This is a genomic window from Tabrizicola sp. BL-A-41-H6 (genome assembly GCF_050632395.1).
Classification (GTDB): domain Bacteria; phylum Pseudomonadota; class Alphaproteobacteria; order Rhodobacterales; family Rhodobacteraceae; genus JAUYQR01.
In genome coordinates, this window is sequence record NZ_CP192600.1 from 3,343,320 (window position 1) to 3,360,233 (window position 16,914).

Below are 16,914 nucleotides of genomic sequence, written 5' to 3' on the forward strand. Positions count from 1 at the left end.
GCCTCAAGGTGTCCCACCGTGGGACACCTCTCACCCGGCTCTCTTAGCCGCAGGCTTTTTCGCAACCGCCTTCTTGGCCGCCGGCTTCTTGGCTGCCACTTTCTTGACCGCAGGCTTGGCTCCTGCCTCGGTCTTTGCCGCCACCTTCTTCGGCGCAGCTTTCTTCGGCGCGGCCTTCTTCTTGCCCCCGCTCTTGCCCGCCTTCTCGGCGACCAGCGCCAGCGCCTCGTCCAGCGTCACCGTCTCGGGGTCCATCTCCTTCGGCAGCGTCGCGTTGACCTTGCCCCACTTCACGTAAGGCCCGTATTTGCCGGGCATCACCTGAACCTCGCCCCCGTCAGGGTGTTCGCCCAGCACCTTCAACGGCCCCGCAGGCGCCGCCCCCCCACGCCGCCCCGCCGCCTTCTGCGCCAAGACCTCCACCGCCCGGTTCATCCCGATGGTGAAGACCTCCTCCACATCGGGAATGTTGGCATAGACCGACCCGTGCTTCACATAGGGCCCGAACCGCCCGATGGCCGCCTCCACCGGCAGCCCATCCTCCGGGTGCGTCCCGACGAGCCGCGGCAGGGACAGCAGCTCCAGCGCCCGCTCCAGCGTCAGGCTCTCCGCCGACCAGCCCTTTGGCAGGCTCGCCCGGTCAGGCTTCGGCTGCGCCTCGGTCGCCTCGCCGCGTTGGACGTATTGCCCGAACCGCCCGGTGCGGATCGAGATCGGATTGCCCTTCGCATCCTCCCCAAGCACCTTGCCATCGACGCCGCCCTGATCCTCACCACCAGAGATCGGCCGCGTGTACCGGCACTCGGGATAGTTGCCGCAACCGATGAACGCCCCGCCCGACCGCGAGGTTTTCAAGTGCAACCGCCCGGTGCCGCAAACCTGACAGATCCTCGGGTCCGACCCATCCTCGCGCAGCGGGTAAAGGTGCGGGCTGAGGAACTCGTCGATCTTGTCCAGCACCTCACCGATCCGCAAATCCGCCGTCTCGGCAATCGCCGCCGAAAAGTCGCGCCAGAACCGGGTCAGCACGTCCTTGTAATCACGGTCCCCGGCCGAAACGTCATCCAGTTCCGTCTCAAGGTCGGCGGTGAAGTCGTACTCCACATACTTGCGGAAATAGTTGGTCAGGAACGCCGTCACCAGCCGACCCTTGTCTTCGGGGATCAGGCGGTTCTTGTCCTTGCGCACATATTCCCGGTCAACGATCGTCGTCAGGACGCTGGCATAGGTCGACGGCCGCCCGATCCCCAACTCCTCCATCCGCTTGACCAGCGTCGCTTCGGTATAGCGTGGCGGCGGCTGGGTGAAACTTTGCGCCGGCGTCACCGACCGCTTCTCGACCGCCTCACCTTGCATGATCTGCGGCAGACGCCCCTCGTCGTCGCCCTCCTCGTCGCGGCCCTCGTCATAGACCTTGAGGAAGCCGTCGAACAAGACCACCTGCCCATTCGCCCGCAGCACCACCTGCCCGTCGGGCGAGGCGACGTCGACCACCGTGCGTTCCATCCGCGCCGCCGACATCTGGCTGGCGATGGTGCGTTTCCAGATCAGGTCGTACAGCTTGCGTTGGTCCGGGTCGGCCAGACGCAGCTTTTCGGGCGCCGCCGACATGTCGGTGGGCCGGATGCATTCATGCGCTTCCTGCGCGTTCTTGGCCTTGTTCTTGTACATGCGCGGGCTGTCGGGCACGTAGGTCGGCCCGAAACGGCGGGTGATTTCGGCCCGCGCCGCCATCACCGCCTCGGGCGCCATGTCGATGCCGTCGGTCCGCATGTAGGTGATGTAGCCGGCCTCATAAAGCCGCTGCGCCGCCGACATGCACTGCTTGGCGCCCATGCCGAACTTGCGGCTAGCCTCCTGTTGGAGGGTCGAGGTCATGAAGGGCGCATAGGGGTTGCGGCTGGCCGGCTTTGCCTCCACCGCCGTGACCGCAAGTGGGCGCGAGGTGACGGCGTGCACGGCCAGTTCCGCCGCTTCGGCGGTCGGCACGTCGAACTTGTCCAGCTTCTTGCCACCAAGAACGGTCAGCCGCGCTTCGAATTCCTGGCCGCGCGGGGTGACAAGCACCGCCGTCACGGTCCAGAATTCCCGTGCCCGGAACGCCTCGATCTCCTGCTCGCGCTCCACGATCAGGCGCAGGCAGACCGATTGCACGCGGCCGGCGGATTTCGCGCCCGGCAGCTTGCGCCACAGGACCGGCGACAGGGTGAAGCCCACCAGATAGTCCAGCGCACGGCGGGCGAGATAGGCCTCCACCAGCGGCTTGTCGACCTGGCGGGGGTTCTTCATCGCCTCGGTCACAGCGTCCTTGGTGATCGCGTTGAAGGTGACGCGGCTGACCGTCTTGCCCTTCTTCAGGCTGGAAGCCAGCGCCTCTTGCAGGTGCCACGAAATCGCTTCGCCCTCGCGGTCGGGGTCGGTTGCGAGAATCAGGTGGTCATCCGATTTCAGGGCTTCAGTGATCGCTTTCACATGCTTGCGACTGTCTGCGGCCACTTCCCAAGTCATCGCAAACCCATCGTCGGGGTTGACCGAGCCATCCTTCGGCGGCAGGTCGCGAACGTGCCCGTATGAGGCCAGAACCGTGTAATCGGGCCCGAGATACTTGTTGATCGTCTTGGCTTTCGCGGGCGACTCGACAACAACTACTGGCATGAAATCCGTTCTCCCGAGGCCGCCCGAATGGCGCGGCAACATGGGGGCCAAGCGTCGTGATTGTCAACCGGCGCGCCACAAATGCTCCTTTCTCAGACCGCGCGCGACAATAACCCACCCGGTTGGCGCAGCACGCGACCGTCCAGTTCCAGCGCCAGCAACTCGGGCGCAAGCTCGGCCGAGGTGACGGCAAGGTCGCGCACCAGCTGGTCTTCCGCCACTGGAGAAGGGCCAAGCCGCGCCAGGATCATGTCGTGCAGGACGCGCATTTCCTTCAGGCTGCGCTGCGGTGCCGCCGGGCCCGGCAGCGGTGCAATCCGCGGTGCAGGCGGTTCGGCCAAAAGCACGGCCGCGCCGATCACCTCCAGCACGTCCTGCGCGCCGCGGACCAGCGTGGCCCCGTCGCGGATCAGCATGTTGCACCCCGATGCCCGCGCATCGAATGGATGCCCCGGCACCGCCATCACGTCCCGCCCCTGATCCAGCGCAGTGCGCGCGGTGATCAGGCTGCCCGACCGCGCCGCCGCCTCGACCACGATGACCGCACGCGCCAGCCCTGACACGATCCGGTTGCGCAGCGGAAAATGCCGCGCCTGCGGCTCCAGCCCCATCGGCTGCTCTGATACAAGGCAGCCCGTCGCGGCAATCTCGGCGTGCAAGGCGGCATTTTCCGACGGGTAGATCACATCCACCCCGCCAGCCATCACCGCGACGGTGCCCGTGGGCAGGGCGGCGCGATGCGCCTCGGCGTCGATGCCGCGCGCAAGGCCCGACACCACCACCTGCCCGGCCTGCGCCAGCCCCTCGGCCAGCCGCCGCGCCATCCGCACCCCAAGCGACGAGGCGTTGCGCGCCCCGACCATGGCCACCATCGGCCGGTTCAGAAGTGCCACATTCCCAAGCGCCCAAAGGACGGCGGGCGCATCCGGCAAATCCATCAGGGCCAGCGGATAGGCCGCCTCGCCATGACACAAAAGCCGCGCGCCCTTAGCCTTTCCGGCACGCAACTCCGCTGCCGCCACCTCGACGGGGCAGACGGCATAGCCTTCGACCCCCGCGGCGCGCGCGATCTCGGGCAAGGCCGCAAGTGCCGCCCGCGCTGTCCCATGCTCCCCAACAAGCCGGTGGAACGTAACCGGGCCAACCCGACGCGACCGGATCAGGCGCAGCCAGTCCAGCCGCTCCGCCTCGGTCACAGCGCCCGCAAAAAGCTGCCCATCCGCCATCTTGGCCCTCGCAAGATCCCGACCCGATCCTGCACCGTCCAGGGTTAACGAAATCTGAATCTCGATTTGCTCTTTTCAAAAATACTCCCGCCGAAGGCTCCCACCCCTGCCACAGGCGCATCATCGGCATTGAACCCGCCCGCATTATTTGATCAAATGGGCGCAACATCATAGGGAGCACGACCATGCTGAATGCCGAAGTAGCCAAGCGCCGCGACCAAGCCATTTCGCGCGGGGTCGGCATGATGACGCAGATCTACGCCGATCGCGCGCTCAACTCCGAGATCTGGGATATCGAGGGCAACCGCTACATCGACTTTGCCGCCGGCATCGCGGTGGTCAACACCGGCCATTGCCATCCGCGGATCATGGCGGCCGTGGCCGAACAGATGTCACGCTTCACCCATACCTGCCACCAGGTGCTGCCCTACGAATCCTACATCCGTCTTGCCGAACGCCTGAACGCCGCCGTTCCGGGTGATTTCCAGAAAAAGACCATCTTCGTCACAACGGGTGCCGAGGCCTGCGAGAACGCAGTAAAGATTGCCCGCATCGCCACCGGCCGCAACGGCGTGATCGCCTTTGGCGGCGCGTTCCACGGCCGGACCTTCATGGGTATGTCGCTGACCGGCAAGGTCGAACCCTACAAGAAGGGCTTCGGCGCGATGATGCCAGACGTCTGGCACGTGCCATTCCCGCAGGAAGTTCACAAGATCTCCACCGACGATGCGATGGCGGGCATCACCAAGCTGTTCAAGGCAGACCTCGACCCCGCCCGCGTCGCGGCGATCATCTTTGAACCGGTGCAGGGCGAAGGCGGCTTCTACCCGGCGCCAAAGGAACTGGTCCGCGCGATCCGTAAGCTGTGCGACGAACATGGCATCGTGATGATCGCAGACGAGGTGCAGACCGGCTTTGCCCGCACCGGCAACCTTTTCGCCATGCACGGCTATGACGTGGCGGCAGACCTGACGACGATGGCCAAGGGGCTGGCAGGCGGCCTGCCGCTTGCCGCCGTCACCGGCCGTGCCGAGCTGATGGATGCGGCCCACCCGGGCGGGCTTGGCGGCACCTATGGCGGCAACCCCCTTGGCATCGCCGCGGCCAACGCCGTCCTTGACGTGATCGAAGAGGAAGACCTCTGCGCCCGCGCCAATGAACTTGGTGGCCGCCTGAAACAGCGGCTCGAGGCGATCCGCTCGGTCACTCCGGAAATCAGCGATATCCGCGGACCCGGCTTCATGGTCGCCGTCGAATTCGCCAACCCGTCTAACCACGAACCGGACGCGGGCTTGACCAACCGCATCCGCATGGAAGCACTGAAGCGCGGGCTGATCCTGCTGACCTGCGGCGTCTACGGAAACGTGATCCGTTTCCTTGCACCGATCACCATTCCCGACGCGCATTTCGCCGAAGCGATGGGCATTTTGGAAGAATCGATCGCCGCCGCCCGCACCACGGCCTGAAATCCGACCCATGTTGCCAAGGCCCGATGCGCTGCGTCGGGCCTTTTTTCTTTGGCCCCCCCCTTTGCCCCCGCAGGATTGGCCGGCTTTCGCCGAAATGCGCGCTTCGCTGACGCGGCTTTACGCTGATCAATCCGGTCAGAGGTGGAACCGACCCGCCCGGCGTGCGTTGCTGCTGCAGCGCGGAACTATTGCCTGGAGGCACACATGACCAAATTCTACCTGATTCTTCCTGTCGCGGCCCTTTCGCTGGCGGCTTGCCAGACATCTGACCAGAATGCTGCCCTCGGCGCATTGGGCGGCGCGGCGGTTGGCGCTGCGGTGTCCTCGGACGAAGATCGCACGCAGGGCGCCCTGATCGGCGCTGCGGTTGGCGTGGCGGCATCGACCCTGATCGGCCCGGCGCCGACGCAGGGCCAGTGCTATTACCGCGACCAGTACGGCAAGCGCTTCATCGCGGCCTGCTGACGTTACGACCGGGCCGGCGGCGCAAGCCCCGGCCCGGCGATCACTCCGGTCGACCGAACGGTCCCGAAACCCGTCTCTTCCCCCTTCGCAGTCTCTTCCCCTCTTCGCAGACAGCCGCCTTTCCAGTTCTGGCCCCAGCCGCTAGAACGGCTCCAGCTTTCGGAAAGGCCGTGCATGTCTGCTCTCCCGTCCCGCATCTCGGGCCGTGCTGCATCGTCAGGCATAATGCTTGACCGTGCCCGTGTGACGCTGTCGGGGCATGTCATCCTGCAAGACCTGACCCTGCACCTGACCGAACAGCGCATCGGCATCGTGGGGCGCAACGGATCGGGCAAGACCACGCTGCTGCGCCTGATCGCCGGGCTGATCGCACCCGACGCAGGCATTGTGCGGATTGACGGCCTCGATCCCGCCACCGACCGCAAGGGCACGCTGGCGGCACTTGGCATCCTGTTCCAGAACCCCGATCACCAGATCCTGTTTCCCACCGTGGAAGAAGAACTGGCCTTCGGTTTGCGCCAACTGGGCCGGTCGCAGTCAGAGGCCCTTGCCACGGCCCGCGCGGCCCTTGCTGCCGAAGGTCGATCGCACTGGGGTCTGGCCCCGACCTCCACCCTCAGCCAAGGTCAGCGGCACTATCTGTGCCTGATGGCCGTACTGATGATGGAGCCGCGCACGATCCTGCTGGACGAACCCTTCGCGGGCCTCGATCTGCCAACCCAGGACCGCATCGCCCGCCGACTTGCCGCCTTGCCGCAGCGGCTTTTGACCATCACCCACGACCCTGCCGCCGTGGCCGACACCGACCGCGTTTTGTGGATCGAGGCTGGTCGCATCGTGGCGGACGGCGCACCTGCGACCGTCCTGCCCGCCTTCCGCGCCGAAATGGCCCGTATCGGAGAGCGTGATGCTGACACTGACCTCGCCGGTTGAAACGTCGGCTCACCACCTGCCCGCCGGGGTGAAATTGGCGGCGCTGTCGCTTTGGACGCTGGTTCTTTTCCAGCTTTCCACCCCTCTGGTGCTGGGGCTGGCGCTGGCCGCTGTCGTGGCGCTGCACCTTGGCCTTGGCGGGGCCACCTTCGCTGCGCACGGGGCGCGGCTGTTGCGCCCGCTCTGGCCCTTCGTGCTGATCGTAGCGCTCTGGCACGGCTGGACCGGCGATGTTGCCGGGGGTGCGGTGGTGATCCTGCGGATGCTGGCTGCCGTGGCCGCCGCCAATCTGGTGACGATGACAACCCGCCTCTCCGATATGGTGGCCGTGATCGAGGCTTTGGCACGCCCCCTCGCCCGCCTTGGCCTCAGCCCGCGGACGCTGGCCTTGGCGCTGGCGCTGGTGGTGCGCTTCATCCCCGTGATGCTGGACCGGATGGACCGGATCACCGATGCGTGGCGCGCGCGGTCGCCCCGCCCGGCGCGCTGGCGGGTGCTGGTTCCGGCTACCCTCGCCGCCCTCGACGATGCCGATCACGCGGCGGAAGCCTTGCGCGCCCGCGGCGGCGCTGATTAAACAAGCGCATCCAATTCCCCAGGAGACGCCCCTTGGAACGCAGCCTCACCCACATCGCCCTCTTTGCCGCGCTGATCGCGATCCTTGGACTTGTGCCGAAGATCGACCTTGCTGCCGGGGTGCCGATCACGGCGCAAAGCCTTGGCGTCATGCTGTGCGGCACGGTGCTTGGCGCACGGCGAGGGGCTTTGGCGGTGGTGCTGTTCCTTGTGCTTGTCGCGGCGGGGCTGCCGCTTCTGTCAGGTGGTCGCGGCGGCTTGGGTGTCTTTGCCTCGCCCTCGGTCGGCTTCCTGCTGGGCTTTCCCGTTGCCGCCTTCGTCGCCGGCTGGGTGATGGAACGCACCAGCCTTGCACCCGGCATAGCCGCTGCGGCAGGCGCGGTGATCGGCGGGATCGGCGTGCTTTACGTCTTCGGCATCCTCGGCATGGCGCTGATGCTGCAAAAATCGCTGACCGAGGCCAGCTATCTGGCCATCGCCTTCCTTCCGGGCGATGTGGTCAAGGCCGTGCTGGCCGGCATGGTCACGCAAAGCCTCGCCCGGATGCGGCCCGCGTCGCTGCTGTCACGCGCCTGACACCTCGACCAGAAGCGCGCTGCCGATGCCACCCGCTGCCGCAATCGCGGCAAGCCCCCGCCCGGTGCGAAGGCCATGAAACAGCCGCACCGCAAGGATCGCGCCTGAAGCACCGATCGGATGCCCCCGCGCCAAGGCACCGCCGCCAAGGTTGACGATGGCCGGGTCGATCCCCGCACCTCTGACCACCGCCATCGCCTGCACGGCATAGGCCTCCATCACCTCGGCCATCGCCAGCGGCCCGCCGTCCCAAACCTTGCGGATCGCTGCAAGCGGCGCCAGCCCCGGCTCCATCGGATCGGCGCCAAGCGTCGCCCCGCCGACGATCCGCAACCGGTGATCGTAGCGCGCCGCGATCCGGTCAGACACCACCACCACGAACGCAGCCGCATCCGCCGCGACCGCCGCCGTGGCTGCGGTGATGCTGCCCGCAACCACCGGCGCTCGGGCCGCCAGCGCAGGGGTCAGCCTGCGGGCGAAGGCATCGCGTGCCTGCCCCGCCAGCGGCACGATCTCGGCACCCAGATCGGCGGCCAGCGCCTTGGCGTGGCTGGCCACCGCCCACGCCTCCTGCTCGGCCCGCGAAATGGACAGACCGCGCGCCAGCGCGTCCGCCGCCTCGGCCATGCCGGGGTTGCGGTCGGGCCAAGGGGTGAACGGTGCTTCGTCATAGGCCACCGGCGGGCCGCCATCAGGATCGGTTGCAAAACGCAGCGGACGACGCGAATAACTTTCCACACCGCCCGCCAGCACCGCATGGGCCGCACCACTGTCGACCATCGCCGCCGCGATCAAGATCGCATCCAGCCCGCCCGCGCATTGCCGGTCGATCGACAGCCCCGCAATCCGCTCGGGCAACCCGGCGGCAAGGGCGGTGCGCCGGGCCGGATTGCCACCCGCCCCCAGCGCGTTCGACACCACCAGTTCGTCAATGTCGGCCGGATCAAGGCCCGCCGTCGCAAGACAGGCGCGGATCACCGGCACCCCAAGCTCTTCGATCGACAGCCGCGCAAAGGTGCCGCCACGCGGTACGACAGCGGTGCGATACGCGGCGATCAGATGGGCCATGACGTTTCCCGCTCAAGTGCCGAAAGGTCGGTCTTGCCCGAGGCGAGCGTCGGCCAATCAGCACGCCAGATCAACGCCTTGGGCGCCTTCAACGGGCCAAGTGCCGCCCGCAGCGCCGCCATGATCGCCGCCTCCTGCGCCGGGTCACCCTGCGCCACCGCAAGCAGAACCATCCCCCGCCGCGCATCGGGGCGGGCAAGGACAGCGCCGTGCCGGATACCGGGCAAGGCCGCCAGAAGCGCCTCGATTTCCTCGGGAAACACATTCTGGTCGGCCACCGTGACCATCCGGCCCGCGCGCCCCGACAGGTAAAGCCAGCCCGCGTCCAGCCGCCCCATCTCGCACACAGACAGCCAGCCCTCGCTCAAGACCGCCCCGCCCGGATCACCGGCATAGCCATCGAACAGATAGGGGCTTTTCACCCAGACCTGCCCCGCGCGCAGCTCAAGTTCCACCCCCGGATACACGGCCCCGACCGAACCTTCCGGCGTCGTAGTGTCGGCCAGCGTGATGAACGAGGTTTCCGCCGCGCCGTAAAACTCGACGATGCGCGCCGCTGGTGCCAGCTTCCCGGCGGCGGCCCGCAGCGCAGCGTCTAGTTTCGACCCGCCGACAAGGATCAGGCGCAGATCGGGGCAAACCGGACCGGAATGATCGGTCAGCAGCCGCAGTTGCGCTGGCGTCGCGTAAAGCTGCGTGACCCTGCGTTCGGCAAGCGCCCCACGCTGCCGGTCAGGCCGAAGCCCATCCAAAAGATGCACCTCTGCGCCCAGATGCATCCCCTCCACCGCGCCGTAAAGCGACAACGAATGGACCAGCCGTCCCAGCACCGCGACCCGCGCGCCGGGGCCGATGCCAAAGCGCGCGGCATTGACGTCGAAACTGGCGATCCACGAGGCGTGGCTTCGCCGGATGCGGCGCGGCGTGCCGGTGGAGCCGGAGGTAAGTGTCTCGAACATCGGCACGGGTCCGGGCTCTGGTGCCGGACCTTCGCCGCCGATGCGGAACACTGGGGTGGCAAGCGCCGCCGCCAGCGCCAGCGCAGACGGACGCTCGGCTATCACCGGCGCCCCGGATGCCACCGGGCGCTGCTCACCCTCGGCATCAAACAGACGCGCCGCCGGGTGCCAGAGAAACCCGGCCGGGGACGCCCCGCCGCTCACCCTTGCCGAAAGCTGGCGGCCAGACCCCGCGCGGCGGCGGCAAGCAGCCAAAGATCGACACCAACCGCCGTGTAGCTCGTGCCCCAGTCAATGCACTTGCGCGCAAAATCGGTGTCCACGACCAGAATACCTGCAGGCTTTCCGGCGGCAACGATGCGCTTGATCGCGGCTTCGATAGCCGCCACCACATCGGGATGCGCCATGTTGCCCGGATGGCCAAGCGAGGCCGCAAGGTCCGCCGGCCCGATGAACAGCGCATCAACCCCGTCGACGGCGGCAATCTCCTCGATCGCGGCCACGGCCTCATGCGTCTCGATCTGAACGATCAGGCACAGTTCTTCCTCGGCGCGGGTGAAATAGTCGGGCACCGCGCCGAAGCGCGACGCTCGCGTCCCGCCCGCCACACCGCGAAACCCGCGCGGGGCATAGCGCATCGCGGCAACCAGCGCCCGCGCCTCGTCAGCCGACTGGACATAGGGGATCATCAACGTCTGCGCCCCGAAATCCAGCAACCGCTTGATCAGCGCCGGATCCTGCGACTGAGGCCTGACCACGGGCGACACCGGATAGGGCGCAAGCGCCTGCAACATGCCCAGAATATCGGGAATGTCGGTCAGCGAATGTTCGGTATCTACAGTTATGAAATCAAAGCCGGAGCCTGCCAGCATTTCGATCACCACCGGGCCGGGGATCGAATTCCACAGCCCGATCTGCTGGCGACCTTCACGAAGGTCGCGCTTGAAGGCATTGATCGGCAAAGTCATTTCGTCACCTGTGCTGCCAGATGCCGCAGCGCCAGCGGGTATCCATGCGTGCCGCAACCCACGATCACGCTGTCGGCTCGCAGGCTGATGTAGGAATGGTGCCGAAACGCCTCGCGCTTGTGAATGTTCGAAATGTGCACCTCCACCACCGGCCCCTCAAACGTGTTCAGCGCATCCAGAAGGGCAATGGAGGTATGTGTCAGCGCGCCCGCATTGATGATGATGCCCGCCGACTTGCCGCGCGCTTCCTGCACCCAGTCGATCAACTGGCCCTCGTGGTTCGATTGCAGGCAGCGCACCGCCAAACCCAGATCATCGGCCAGATCCGACAGGGCCGAGGCCACGTCATCCAGCGTTTCACGCCCGTAAATTTCCGGCTGGCGGGCGCCAAGCAGGTTCAGGTTCGGGCCGTTCAAGACGGTAATCAGCTTCGGCATTGCGCATCCTCGGGCGGGTTGGGCAGACCTTACCCGATCCCGCCGGGGGAACAAGCGGCACGAAAAAAGACGACCCCCGATGCGGTTTCACCGCATCAAGGGGCCGCGAGGGAGACATCGTGCGCCCCGAAGGGCGAATTCAGGCGACCTTTTCCAGCACCAGTTCCGGCGTGATGCCCAGCGCGCGGACAACCTCGCGGGTCAGGTGCGGCCGGTTCAGGGTGTAAAAATGCAGATCGTCCACTCCGCCCTGCAGCAGCCGGTCACAAAGCGCCGTGCATTGTGCCAGCGCCAGCAACTCCTCGCGCCCGTCGCGGGCGGCGGTGGTGAAGGCTTCGTCCAGCTTGGCCGGAACCTTGGTGCCGCAGCGCGCGGCGAACTTTTTCGCGCCTTCCCATGAAGTGATCGGCAGGATGCCGGGAATGATCGGCGCGGTGATCCCCGCACGGGCGCAGGCATCGCGGAAGCGAAAGAAGGTGTCGGCATCGAAGAAGAACTGCGTGATCGCAGACGTCGCCCCCGCGTCGATCTTGCGCTTCAGCCAGGTCACGTCGGCAAAGCTGTCGGCGGCGTCGGGGTGCGGCTCGGGATAGGCACCGACCCTGATCTTGAACTTGCCGGTCGCGGCCAGCGCCTCCACCAGATCGACCGAACTTGCAAACCCATCGGGATGCGGGGTGAAGCGGGTGGCCCCCTTCGGCGCGTCGCCGCGCAGGGCCACGATCTCAGTCACACCCGCTGCGGCATAGGCCTCGGCGATTTCCAGCGTCTCGGCGCGCGTCGCATCCACACAGGTCAGATGCGCAGCGACGTTCAGCCCGTAGTTGCGGCCAATCGCGCTGACCGCCTCATGTGTCAGCTTGCGTGTGGTGCCGCCCGCACCATACGTCACCGACACGAAATTGGGCTGCATCGGCGCCAGCGCCTGCACCGTTTCCCACAGCCGGAACGACGCATCCAGCGTCTGCGGCGGGAAGAATTCAAACGAGATGCGGGGCGTGGCGGTCATGGACAGGCTCCTTCTATGCCCCCTTGTCTCAGATTCCCTGATGTGAGACAAATTCATAATACTCACCATGATTATGAGGTTCACCGCATGTACGTCGAGCTGCGCCATCTGCGAACCATCCGCGCCATTCATCAGGCAGGCGGCCTCGCCCGCGCCGCCGAAATGCTGAACATGACGCAATCGGCGCTCAGCCATCAGGTTGCGGGGCTTGAGGATCAGGCGGGGATGGAGCTTTTCGTGCGCCGGTCAAAGCCGATGAAACTCTCCTCCGCAGGCATCCGGATGCTGCGCGCCGCCGACCGCATCCTGCCCGAGATCGACGCGATGGAGGAAGAATTCCGCAGCTTGCGCTCCGGCAAGACCGGGCGGCTGCACATCGCCATCGAATGTCACGCCTGTTTCGACTGGCTGTTTCCAGTGCTCGAACTCTTCCGCCACGCCTGGCCCGAGATCGACGTGGACATCCGCGCCGGGCTGGCCTTCGACGCCCTGCCCGCCCTGAACCGCGAAGAGGTCGATCTGGTGATTTCCTCGAACCCCGTCGACCTGCCGGGCATCACCTACAACCCGCTCTTTGATTATCACCCGACGTTTCTGGCGTCAGCCGCCAACCCCTTGGCGCAAAAGGCGTTCATCGAAGCCGAAGATTTCCGCGATCAGGTGCTGATCACCTACCCCGTCACCCGCGACAAGCTGGATGTGTTCACCGAGCTTCTGACCCCGGCCAAGGTCGAACCCCGCGCCCAGCGCACCGCCGAACTGACGGCGGTGATCCTGATGCTGGTCGGGTCGAACCGGGGCGTGGCGGTGTTGCCCGACTGGGTGCTGCGCGAGGTGAAGTCGAGTGCCGATTACGTCACCCGCCCCCTTGGCCCGGACACCGTGACCAAGCGGCTGTTCGCAGCCACCCGGTCCGAGGATGTGGCCAAACCCTTCATGGCCCATTTCCTGCGCCTTGGCCGCAGCGAGCCGGTAAAGCTTCAGCGCCAGTAACTGAGGCCTCTGATCAGCCGGAGTTTTCCACCGCCAGCCCGGCATCCACCCGCAACAGATCGCGACCGGAGTAGATGTCTCCCGCCAGCTGCAATGCAAAGCGGTCGGCATCACGGAGTCGCACGTCGTTCAGCGTTTCCTCGACGCGCCCCTCGTCTACCCCGAAGTGGCGCAACAGGTTGCCACCCAGCAGCAACGCCGATTCGTAGGTTTCGCGGATCGGCACTTCGACCCCCGCCTTGATCAGGTCGATCGAATGGCGCCTGTCATAGCTGCGCGCAAAGACCGGGATCAGCGGGCATTCATCCCGCAACAGATGCGCGATGCGGGTGGCGGCACCCTGATTATCGATGCATATTATGATGGCGCGGGCATGGGTCGCCCCGGCGGCATGCAGGATATCCAGCCGCGTGCCATCCCCGAAATACACCTTGAATCCCATGCTGGTTGCGGTCGTGATCATCTCGGTGTCGATGTCGATGATCGACACCTTGTAGCCCGACGCGAACAGGGGCTGGCTGACCACCTGCCCGAACCGGCCGAACCCGATCAGAAGCACCGACGCACCGTCATCTTCCGGCATCGGCAGACCGTCGGTCGAAGCCACAGGTTTCGGCATCAGCCGGTCATGCGCCAGCACGAACAGGGGCGTCATCACCATCGAAATGATGATCACCGCCGTCAGCGTGGCGTTTTCCTCGGCATTGATCAGCCCCACCGACAGCGCGGCCTTATACAGCACAAAGGCGAACTCGCCGCCTTGCGCCATCAGGACCAGCCGCTCCACCGCCTCGCGGTGGCTTGCCTTGAAGAGGCGCGCCACCGAATAGATCGCCAGCATCTTCAGCAGCGTGAGTGCCACGACCGACCCAAGGATCAACCGCCAGTTCGCCGCGACCACCGAAAGATCCAGCGCCATGCCTACGGCCAGAAAGAACAACCCTAGAAGCAGCCCCCGGAAAGGCTCGACATCCGCCTCAAGCTGGTGGCGGTAGGTCGATTCCGACAAGAGCACCCCCGCCAGAAACGCCCCCATCGCCGCCGAAAGCCCGCCAAGCTGCATCCAGAGCGCGGCTCCCAGCACGATCAAGAGCGCCGCCGCCGTCATCACCTCGCGCGCCTTGGCGCCGGCCAGCACCGAAAACACCGGGTTGATCAGATAGCGCCCGGCAAGGATCAGAACCGCAATCGCCCCAAGCCCCATCCCGACCCCAAGCGCCCGGTCGGCCAGCGTCACATCCGCCGCCCCCGGTGCCAGAAACGCGACCAGCGCAAGCAAAGGCACGATGGCAAGGTCTTCCAGCAGCAGGATCGACACGATCCGCTGCCCTTTCGGCGCCGAAAGGTCGCCACGCTCCTCCAGCATCTGCATCACGATCGCCGTCGAGGTCAGCACGAACCCCGTCCCCGCCACCAAAGACGGCGCGAACGGGTAGCCCAGCCCCAGCCCGACCAGCGACAACAGCGCCATGCAGACCAGCACCTGCGCCAGCCCCAAACCAAAGATGTCGCGCCGCATTGCCCACAGGCGCGACGGCTGCATCTCCAGCCCGATGATGAACAGGAACATCACCACGCCCAGTTCGGCCACATGCAGGATCGCCATCGGATCGGAAAAAAGGCCAAGCCCGAACGGCCCGATCGCCAGCCCCGCCGCCAGATACCCCAGCACCGACCCCAGACCAGCCCGCTTGAACAACGGCACAGCCACCACCGCCGCGCCCAGAAGCGTGACGATGGCGGGCAGATCGACGCCAGCGCTTTCAGTTGCCATGTGACCCCTCGGTTGCGCGCAAAGCGTGCCGGTGGACACGGCGAATGGCAAGCAGGTTGATTTGCCAAAGCCACCTGTCCCCGCAGCCCACGACGCCCGCGCGATCCGCAGCAAACTGCTGCGTGAGCCGCACTGGCCGATGCCGGGCGTACTTGCACCCGAAAATGCCACGCCGGGGCTTGGCTGCGGGGTTTTCATCGCGGCCTATCCCCTGTAAGCCACCGGGCGGAACCGACCGGAGGGATCCCATGCAAGGCTCAGCCAACCTCAACCTGATGATCAAGGCCGCCCGCAAGGCGGGCCGCAGCCTGGTTAAGGACTTCCGCGAGGTCGAGAATCTTCAGGTCTCGACCAAGGGCCCCGGCGATTTCGTCAGCCGCGCCGACCGCGAGGCCGAACGGATCATCAAGGAAGAGCTGCTTGGTGGCCGCCCGACCTATGGCTGGCTGGGCGAGGAAACCGGCGCCGCCGATGGCGCCGACCCGACCCGGCGCTGGATCGTCGATCCGTTGGACGGAACCACGAACTTCCTGCACGGGATGCCGCACTGGTCGGTGTCGATCGCGCTGGAACACAAGGGCGAGATCGTGTCCGCCGTGGTTTTCGATCCGGCCAAAGACGAGATGTTCTGGGCCGAAAAAGGCGCCGGCTGCTGGCTGAACGACAACCGCCGCCTGCGCGTATCGGGCCGTCGGAACATGTCGGAAGCGGTTTTTGCCACTGGCGTTCCGTTCGGCGCCAAGGCCACCCTGCCCGCCATGCTGCAAGACCTTGCGCGCCTGATGCCGGCCTGCGCCGGGGTGCGGCGCTGGGGCTCGGCGGCGCTTGACCTCGCCTACGTCGCGGCAGGCCGCTACGAAGGCTACTGGGAACGCGAACTGAACGCATGGGACATCGCTGCAGGCATCCTTCTGGTGCGCGAGGCCGGCGGCATGGTATCGGGCATCCGCGACGGCGCCGACCCGCTGGACGGCTCGGTCATCGCGGGCAATGACGGATTGTTCGACGCGTTCCGGGGCGTGGTGCGCGGCTAGATCACGGCTGGCGGCGACGCGGCACCAGCGGAATGTTGGACCGCGCCGCCTTGAACTCGGTCTCGGCGTGGGGCGGGTGGCCTTGGGTCTTGCGCCAGTAATCCGCAGCGCCCCGCCGCACCCAGACCGGGATCGCCAGCAACAGCCCCCCGACGAACCCGCCGGCATGCGCCCAATAGGCCACGCCCCCGGCGTCCGAGGGCGTGATCACGCCGGACACCACCTGGATGGTCAGCCACAGGCCCAGCACGATCCAGGCCGGTATCGCGAAGATGCGAAAGAAGATCAGGAAGATGAACAACACGTCGACCTTCGCCTTCGGGAACAGCAGAAGATACCCCCCCATCACCCCTGCAATCGCCCCTGACGCGCCCACCATCGTAGTCGGCGAGGCAAAGTCAGCCGCCATCTGCAGCCCCGCCGCCGCGACGCCCGAGGCGAGGTAAAAGAGCAGGAAGCCGACAGGGCCCATCTCTTCCTCGAGGTTGTCCCCGAAAATGTAGAGAAAAAGCATGTTGCCGATCAGGTGCATCCAACCGGCATGCAGGAACATGGACGTCAGGATCGTCTCGTATCCCTGCCCCGCCATCATCCGCGCCGGCACCAGACCCCAAGTCTGGAAGAACCAGCCAAGCTGGTCTTCGGTCATCGACGGGAAATAGCCAAGAAACACGATCACGTTGACCGCGATCAGTGCCAGCGTGACGAAGGGCACGTGGCCCGAAGGATTGTGGTCGCGGATCGGAAACATGGGGGTAGAGTTTCCGATCCG

17 protein-coding genes are annotated in these 16,914 nt (G+C 66.2%); 8 read left to right on the top strand and 9 right to left on the bottom strand.

The window, feature by feature from the left end; all coding sequences use genetic code 11:
- Nucleotides 1-30: 30 nt before the first annotated feature.
- Both topA and dprA read right to left on the bottom strand, forming a co-directional pair.
- The gene (gene topA, locus ACROUL_RS16405) at nt 31-2,655 is read right to left on the bottom strand and encodes a type I DNA topoisomerase (RefSeq protein WP_431300521.1); all 2,625 of its coding nucleotides are present in this window, start codon (nt 2,653-2,655) and stop codon (nt 31-33) included.
- A 92-nt stretch (nt 2,656-2,747) separates the two neighbouring features.
- Nucleotides 2,748-3,881 (bottom strand): DNA-processing protein DprA, encoded by a 1,134-nt coding sequence (dprA, locus tag ACROUL_RS16410; protein WP_431300522.1) that lies wholly within the window; start codon nt 3,879-3,881, stop codon nt 2,748-2,750.
- A gap of 185 nt (nt 3,882-4,066) precedes the next feature.
- Between dprA and ACROUL_RS16415 the strand changes: the two genes are divergently transcribed.
- The 5 genes from ACROUL_RS16415 (at nt 4,067) to ACROUL_RS16435 (ending at nt 7,900) form a co-directional block, all read left to right on the top strand.
- Complete coding sequence (locus tag ACROUL_RS16415) at nt 4,067-5,347, top strand: 4-aminobutyrate--2-oxoglutarate transaminase (RefSeq protein WP_431300523.1); 1,281 nt, start codon at nt 4,067-4,069, stop codon at nt 5,345-5,347.
- Nucleotides 5,348-5,554: 207 nt separating this feature from the next.
- On the top strand, nt 5,555-5,815 hold the full coding sequence (locus ACROUL_RS16420) for a glycine zipper 2TM domain-containing protein (RefSeq protein ID WP_431300524.1): 261 nt from the start codon (nt 5,555-5,557) through the stop codon (nt 5,813-5,815).
- A gap of 174 nt (nt 5,816-5,989) precedes the next feature.
- Complete coding sequence (locus ACROUL_RS16425; RefSeq protein WP_431300525.1) at nt 5,990-6,748, top strand: energy-coupling factor ABC transporter ATP-binding protein; 759 nt, start codon at nt 5,990-5,992, stop codon at nt 6,746-6,748.
- Nucleotides 6,723-7,325 carry a CbiQ family ECF transporter T component gene (locus ACROUL_RS16430; protein ID WP_431300526.1) on the top strand — a complete coding sequence of 201 codons (603 nt, stop codon included), beginning with the start codon at nt 6,723-6,725 and terminating at the stop codon, nt 7,323-7,325. Before ACROUL_RS16425 ends, ACROUL_RS16430 begins: the two co-directional genes overlap by 26 nt.
- 32 nt (nt 7,326-7,357) lie before the next feature.
- On the top strand, nt 7,358-7,900 hold the full coding sequence (locus ACROUL_RS16435; RefSeq protein ID WP_431300527.1) for a biotin transporter BioY: 543 nt from the start codon (nt 7,358-7,360) through the stop codon (nt 7,898-7,900).
- Here the strand turns inward: ACROUL_RS16435 and ACROUL_RS16440 are convergent.
- The 5 genes from ACROUL_RS16440 to metF form a co-directional block, all read right to left on the bottom strand.
- Nucleotides 7,889-8,968: a thiolase family protein gene (locus ACROUL_RS16440; RefSeq protein ID WP_431300528.1), complete on the bottom strand. Its 1,080-nt coding sequence runs from the start codon at nt 8,966-8,968 to the stop codon at nt 7,889-7,891. The genes ACROUL_RS16435 and ACROUL_RS16440 overlap by 12 nt on opposite strands.
- Complete coding sequence (locus ACROUL_RS16445) at nt 8,956-10,050, bottom strand: AMP-binding protein (protein WP_431300529.1); 1,095 nt, start codon at nt 10,048-10,050, stop codon at nt 8,956-8,958. Before ACROUL_RS16445 ends, ACROUL_RS16440 begins: the two co-directional genes overlap by 13 nt.
- Before the next feature lie 77 nt (nt 10,051-10,127).
- Nucleotides 10,128-10,895 carry an HpcH/HpaI aldolase family protein gene (locus tag ACROUL_RS16450; protein ID WP_431300530.1) on the bottom strand — a complete coding sequence of 256 codons (768 nt, stop codon included), beginning with the start codon at nt 10,893-10,895 and terminating at the stop codon, nt 10,128-10,130.
- Nucleotides 10,892-11,332: a type II 3-dehydroquinate dehydratase gene (gene aroQ, locus ACROUL_RS16455; protein WP_431300531.1), complete on the bottom strand. Its 441-nt coding sequence runs from the start codon at nt 11,330-11,332 to the stop codon at nt 10,892-10,894. The genes ACROUL_RS16450 and aroQ overlap by 4 nt, the downstream gene beginning before the upstream one ends.
- A 139-nt stretch (nt 11,333-11,471) precedes the next feature.
- Entirely contained in the window at nt 11,472-12,341 is an 870-nt protein-coding gene (gene metF / locus ACROUL_RS16460; RefSeq protein WP_431300532.1) for a methylenetetrahydrofolate reductase [NAD(P)H], read from the bottom strand.
- A gap of 87 nt (nt 12,342-12,428) precedes the next feature.
- On the opposite strand from metF, the gene ACROUL_RS16465 reads away from it, so the two are divergent.
- A complete protein-coding gene (locus ACROUL_RS16465) occupies nt 12,429-13,334 on the top strand; it encodes a LysR family transcriptional regulator (RefSeq protein WP_431300533.1) in 906 nt (301 codons plus the stop codon).
- Nucleotides 13,335-13,347: 13 nt separating this feature from the next.
- Here ACROUL_RS16465 and ACROUL_RS16470 read toward each other — a convergent pair whose 3' ends face one another.
- Nucleotides 13,348-15,108, bottom strand: coding sequence for a monovalent cation:proton antiporter-2 (CPA2) family protein (locus ACROUL_RS16470; RefSeq protein WP_431300534.1), 1,761 nt, complete (start codon nt 15,106-15,108; stop codon nt 13,348-13,350).
- Nucleotides 15,109-15,169: 61 nt separating this feature from the next.
- On the opposite strand from ACROUL_RS16470, the gene ACROUL_RS16475 reads away from it, so the two are divergent.
- On the top strand, nt 15,170-15,325 hold the full coding sequence (locus ACROUL_RS16475) for a hypothetical protein (protein WP_431300535.1): 156 nt from the start codon (nt 15,170-15,172) through the stop codon (nt 15,323-15,325).
- A gap of 31 nt (nt 15,326-15,356) precedes the next feature.
- Nucleotides 15,357-16,142, top strand: coding sequence for an inositol monophosphatase family protein (locus tag ACROUL_RS16480; protein WP_431300536.1), 786 nt, complete (start codon nt 15,357-15,359; stop codon nt 16,140-16,142).
- Between the two features lies 1 nt (nt 16,143).
- On the opposite strand, the gene ACROUL_RS16485 is transcribed toward ACROUL_RS16480, so the two are convergent.
- Nucleotides 16,144-16,893 (bottom strand): rhomboid family intramembrane serine protease, encoded by a 750-nt coding sequence (locus ACROUL_RS16485; RefSeq protein WP_431300537.1) that lies wholly within the window; start codon nt 16,891-16,893, stop codon nt 16,144-16,146.
- Nucleotides 16,894-16,914: the final 21 nt, after the last annotated feature.

Bases quoted from the DNA above. Each gene is read 5' to 3' on its own strand.
- dprA (WP_431300522.1), bottom strand. From the start codon at position 3,881: ATGGCGGATGGGCAGCTTTTTGCGGGCGCTGTGACCGAGGCGGAGCGG.
- ACROUL_RS16470 (WP_431300534.1), bottom strand. From the start codon at position 15,108: ATGGCAACTGAAAGCGCTGGCGTCGATCTGCCCGCCATCGTCACGCTT.
- topA (WP_431300521.1), bottom strand. From the start codon at position 2,655: ATGCCAGTAGTTGTTGTCGAGTCGCCCGCGAAAGCCAAGACGATCAAC.
- ACROUL_RS16425 (WP_431300525.1), top strand. From the start codon at position 5,990: ATGTCTGCTCTCCCGTCCCGCATCTCGGGCCGTGCTGCATCGTCAGGC.
- ACROUL_RS16480 (WP_431300536.1), top strand. From the start codon at position 15,357: ATGCAAGGCTCAGCCAACCTCAACCTGATGATCAAGGCCGCCCGCAAG.
- ACROUL_RS16450 (WP_431300530.1), bottom strand. From the start codon at position 10,895: ATGACTTTGCCGATCAATGCCTTCAAGCGCGACCTTCGTGAAGGTCGC.
- metF (WP_431300532.1), bottom strand. From the start codon at position 12,341: ATGACCGCCACGCCCCGCATCTCGTTTGAATTCTTCCCGCCGCAGACG.
- ACROUL_RS16415 (WP_431300523.1), top strand. From the start codon at position 4,067: ATGCTGAATGCCGAAGTAGCCAAGCGCCGCGACCAAGCCATTTCGCGC.
- ACROUL_RS16420 (WP_431300524.1), top strand. From the start codon at position 5,555: ATGACCAAATTCTACCTGATTCTTCCTGTCGCGGCCCTTTCGCTGGCG.
- aroQ (WP_431300531.1), bottom strand. From the start codon at position 11,332: ATGCCGAAGCTGATTACCGTCTTGAACGGCCCGAACCTGAACCTGCTT.
- ACROUL_RS16430 (WP_431300526.1), top strand. From the start codon at position 6,723: ATGCTGACACTGACCTCGCCGGTTGAAACGTCGGCTCACCACCTGCCC.
- ACROUL_RS16440 (WP_431300528.1), bottom strand. From the start codon at position 8,968: ATGGCCCATCTGATCGCCGCGTATCGCACCGCTGTCGTACCGCGTGGC.
- ACROUL_RS16485 (WP_431300537.1), bottom strand. From the start codon at position 16,893: ATGTTTCCGATCCGCGACCACAATCCTTCGGGCCACGTGCCCTTCGTC.
- ACROUL_RS16465 (WP_431300533.1), top strand. From the start codon at position 12,429: ATGTACGTCGAGCTGCGCCATCTGCGAACCATCCGCGCCATTCATCAG.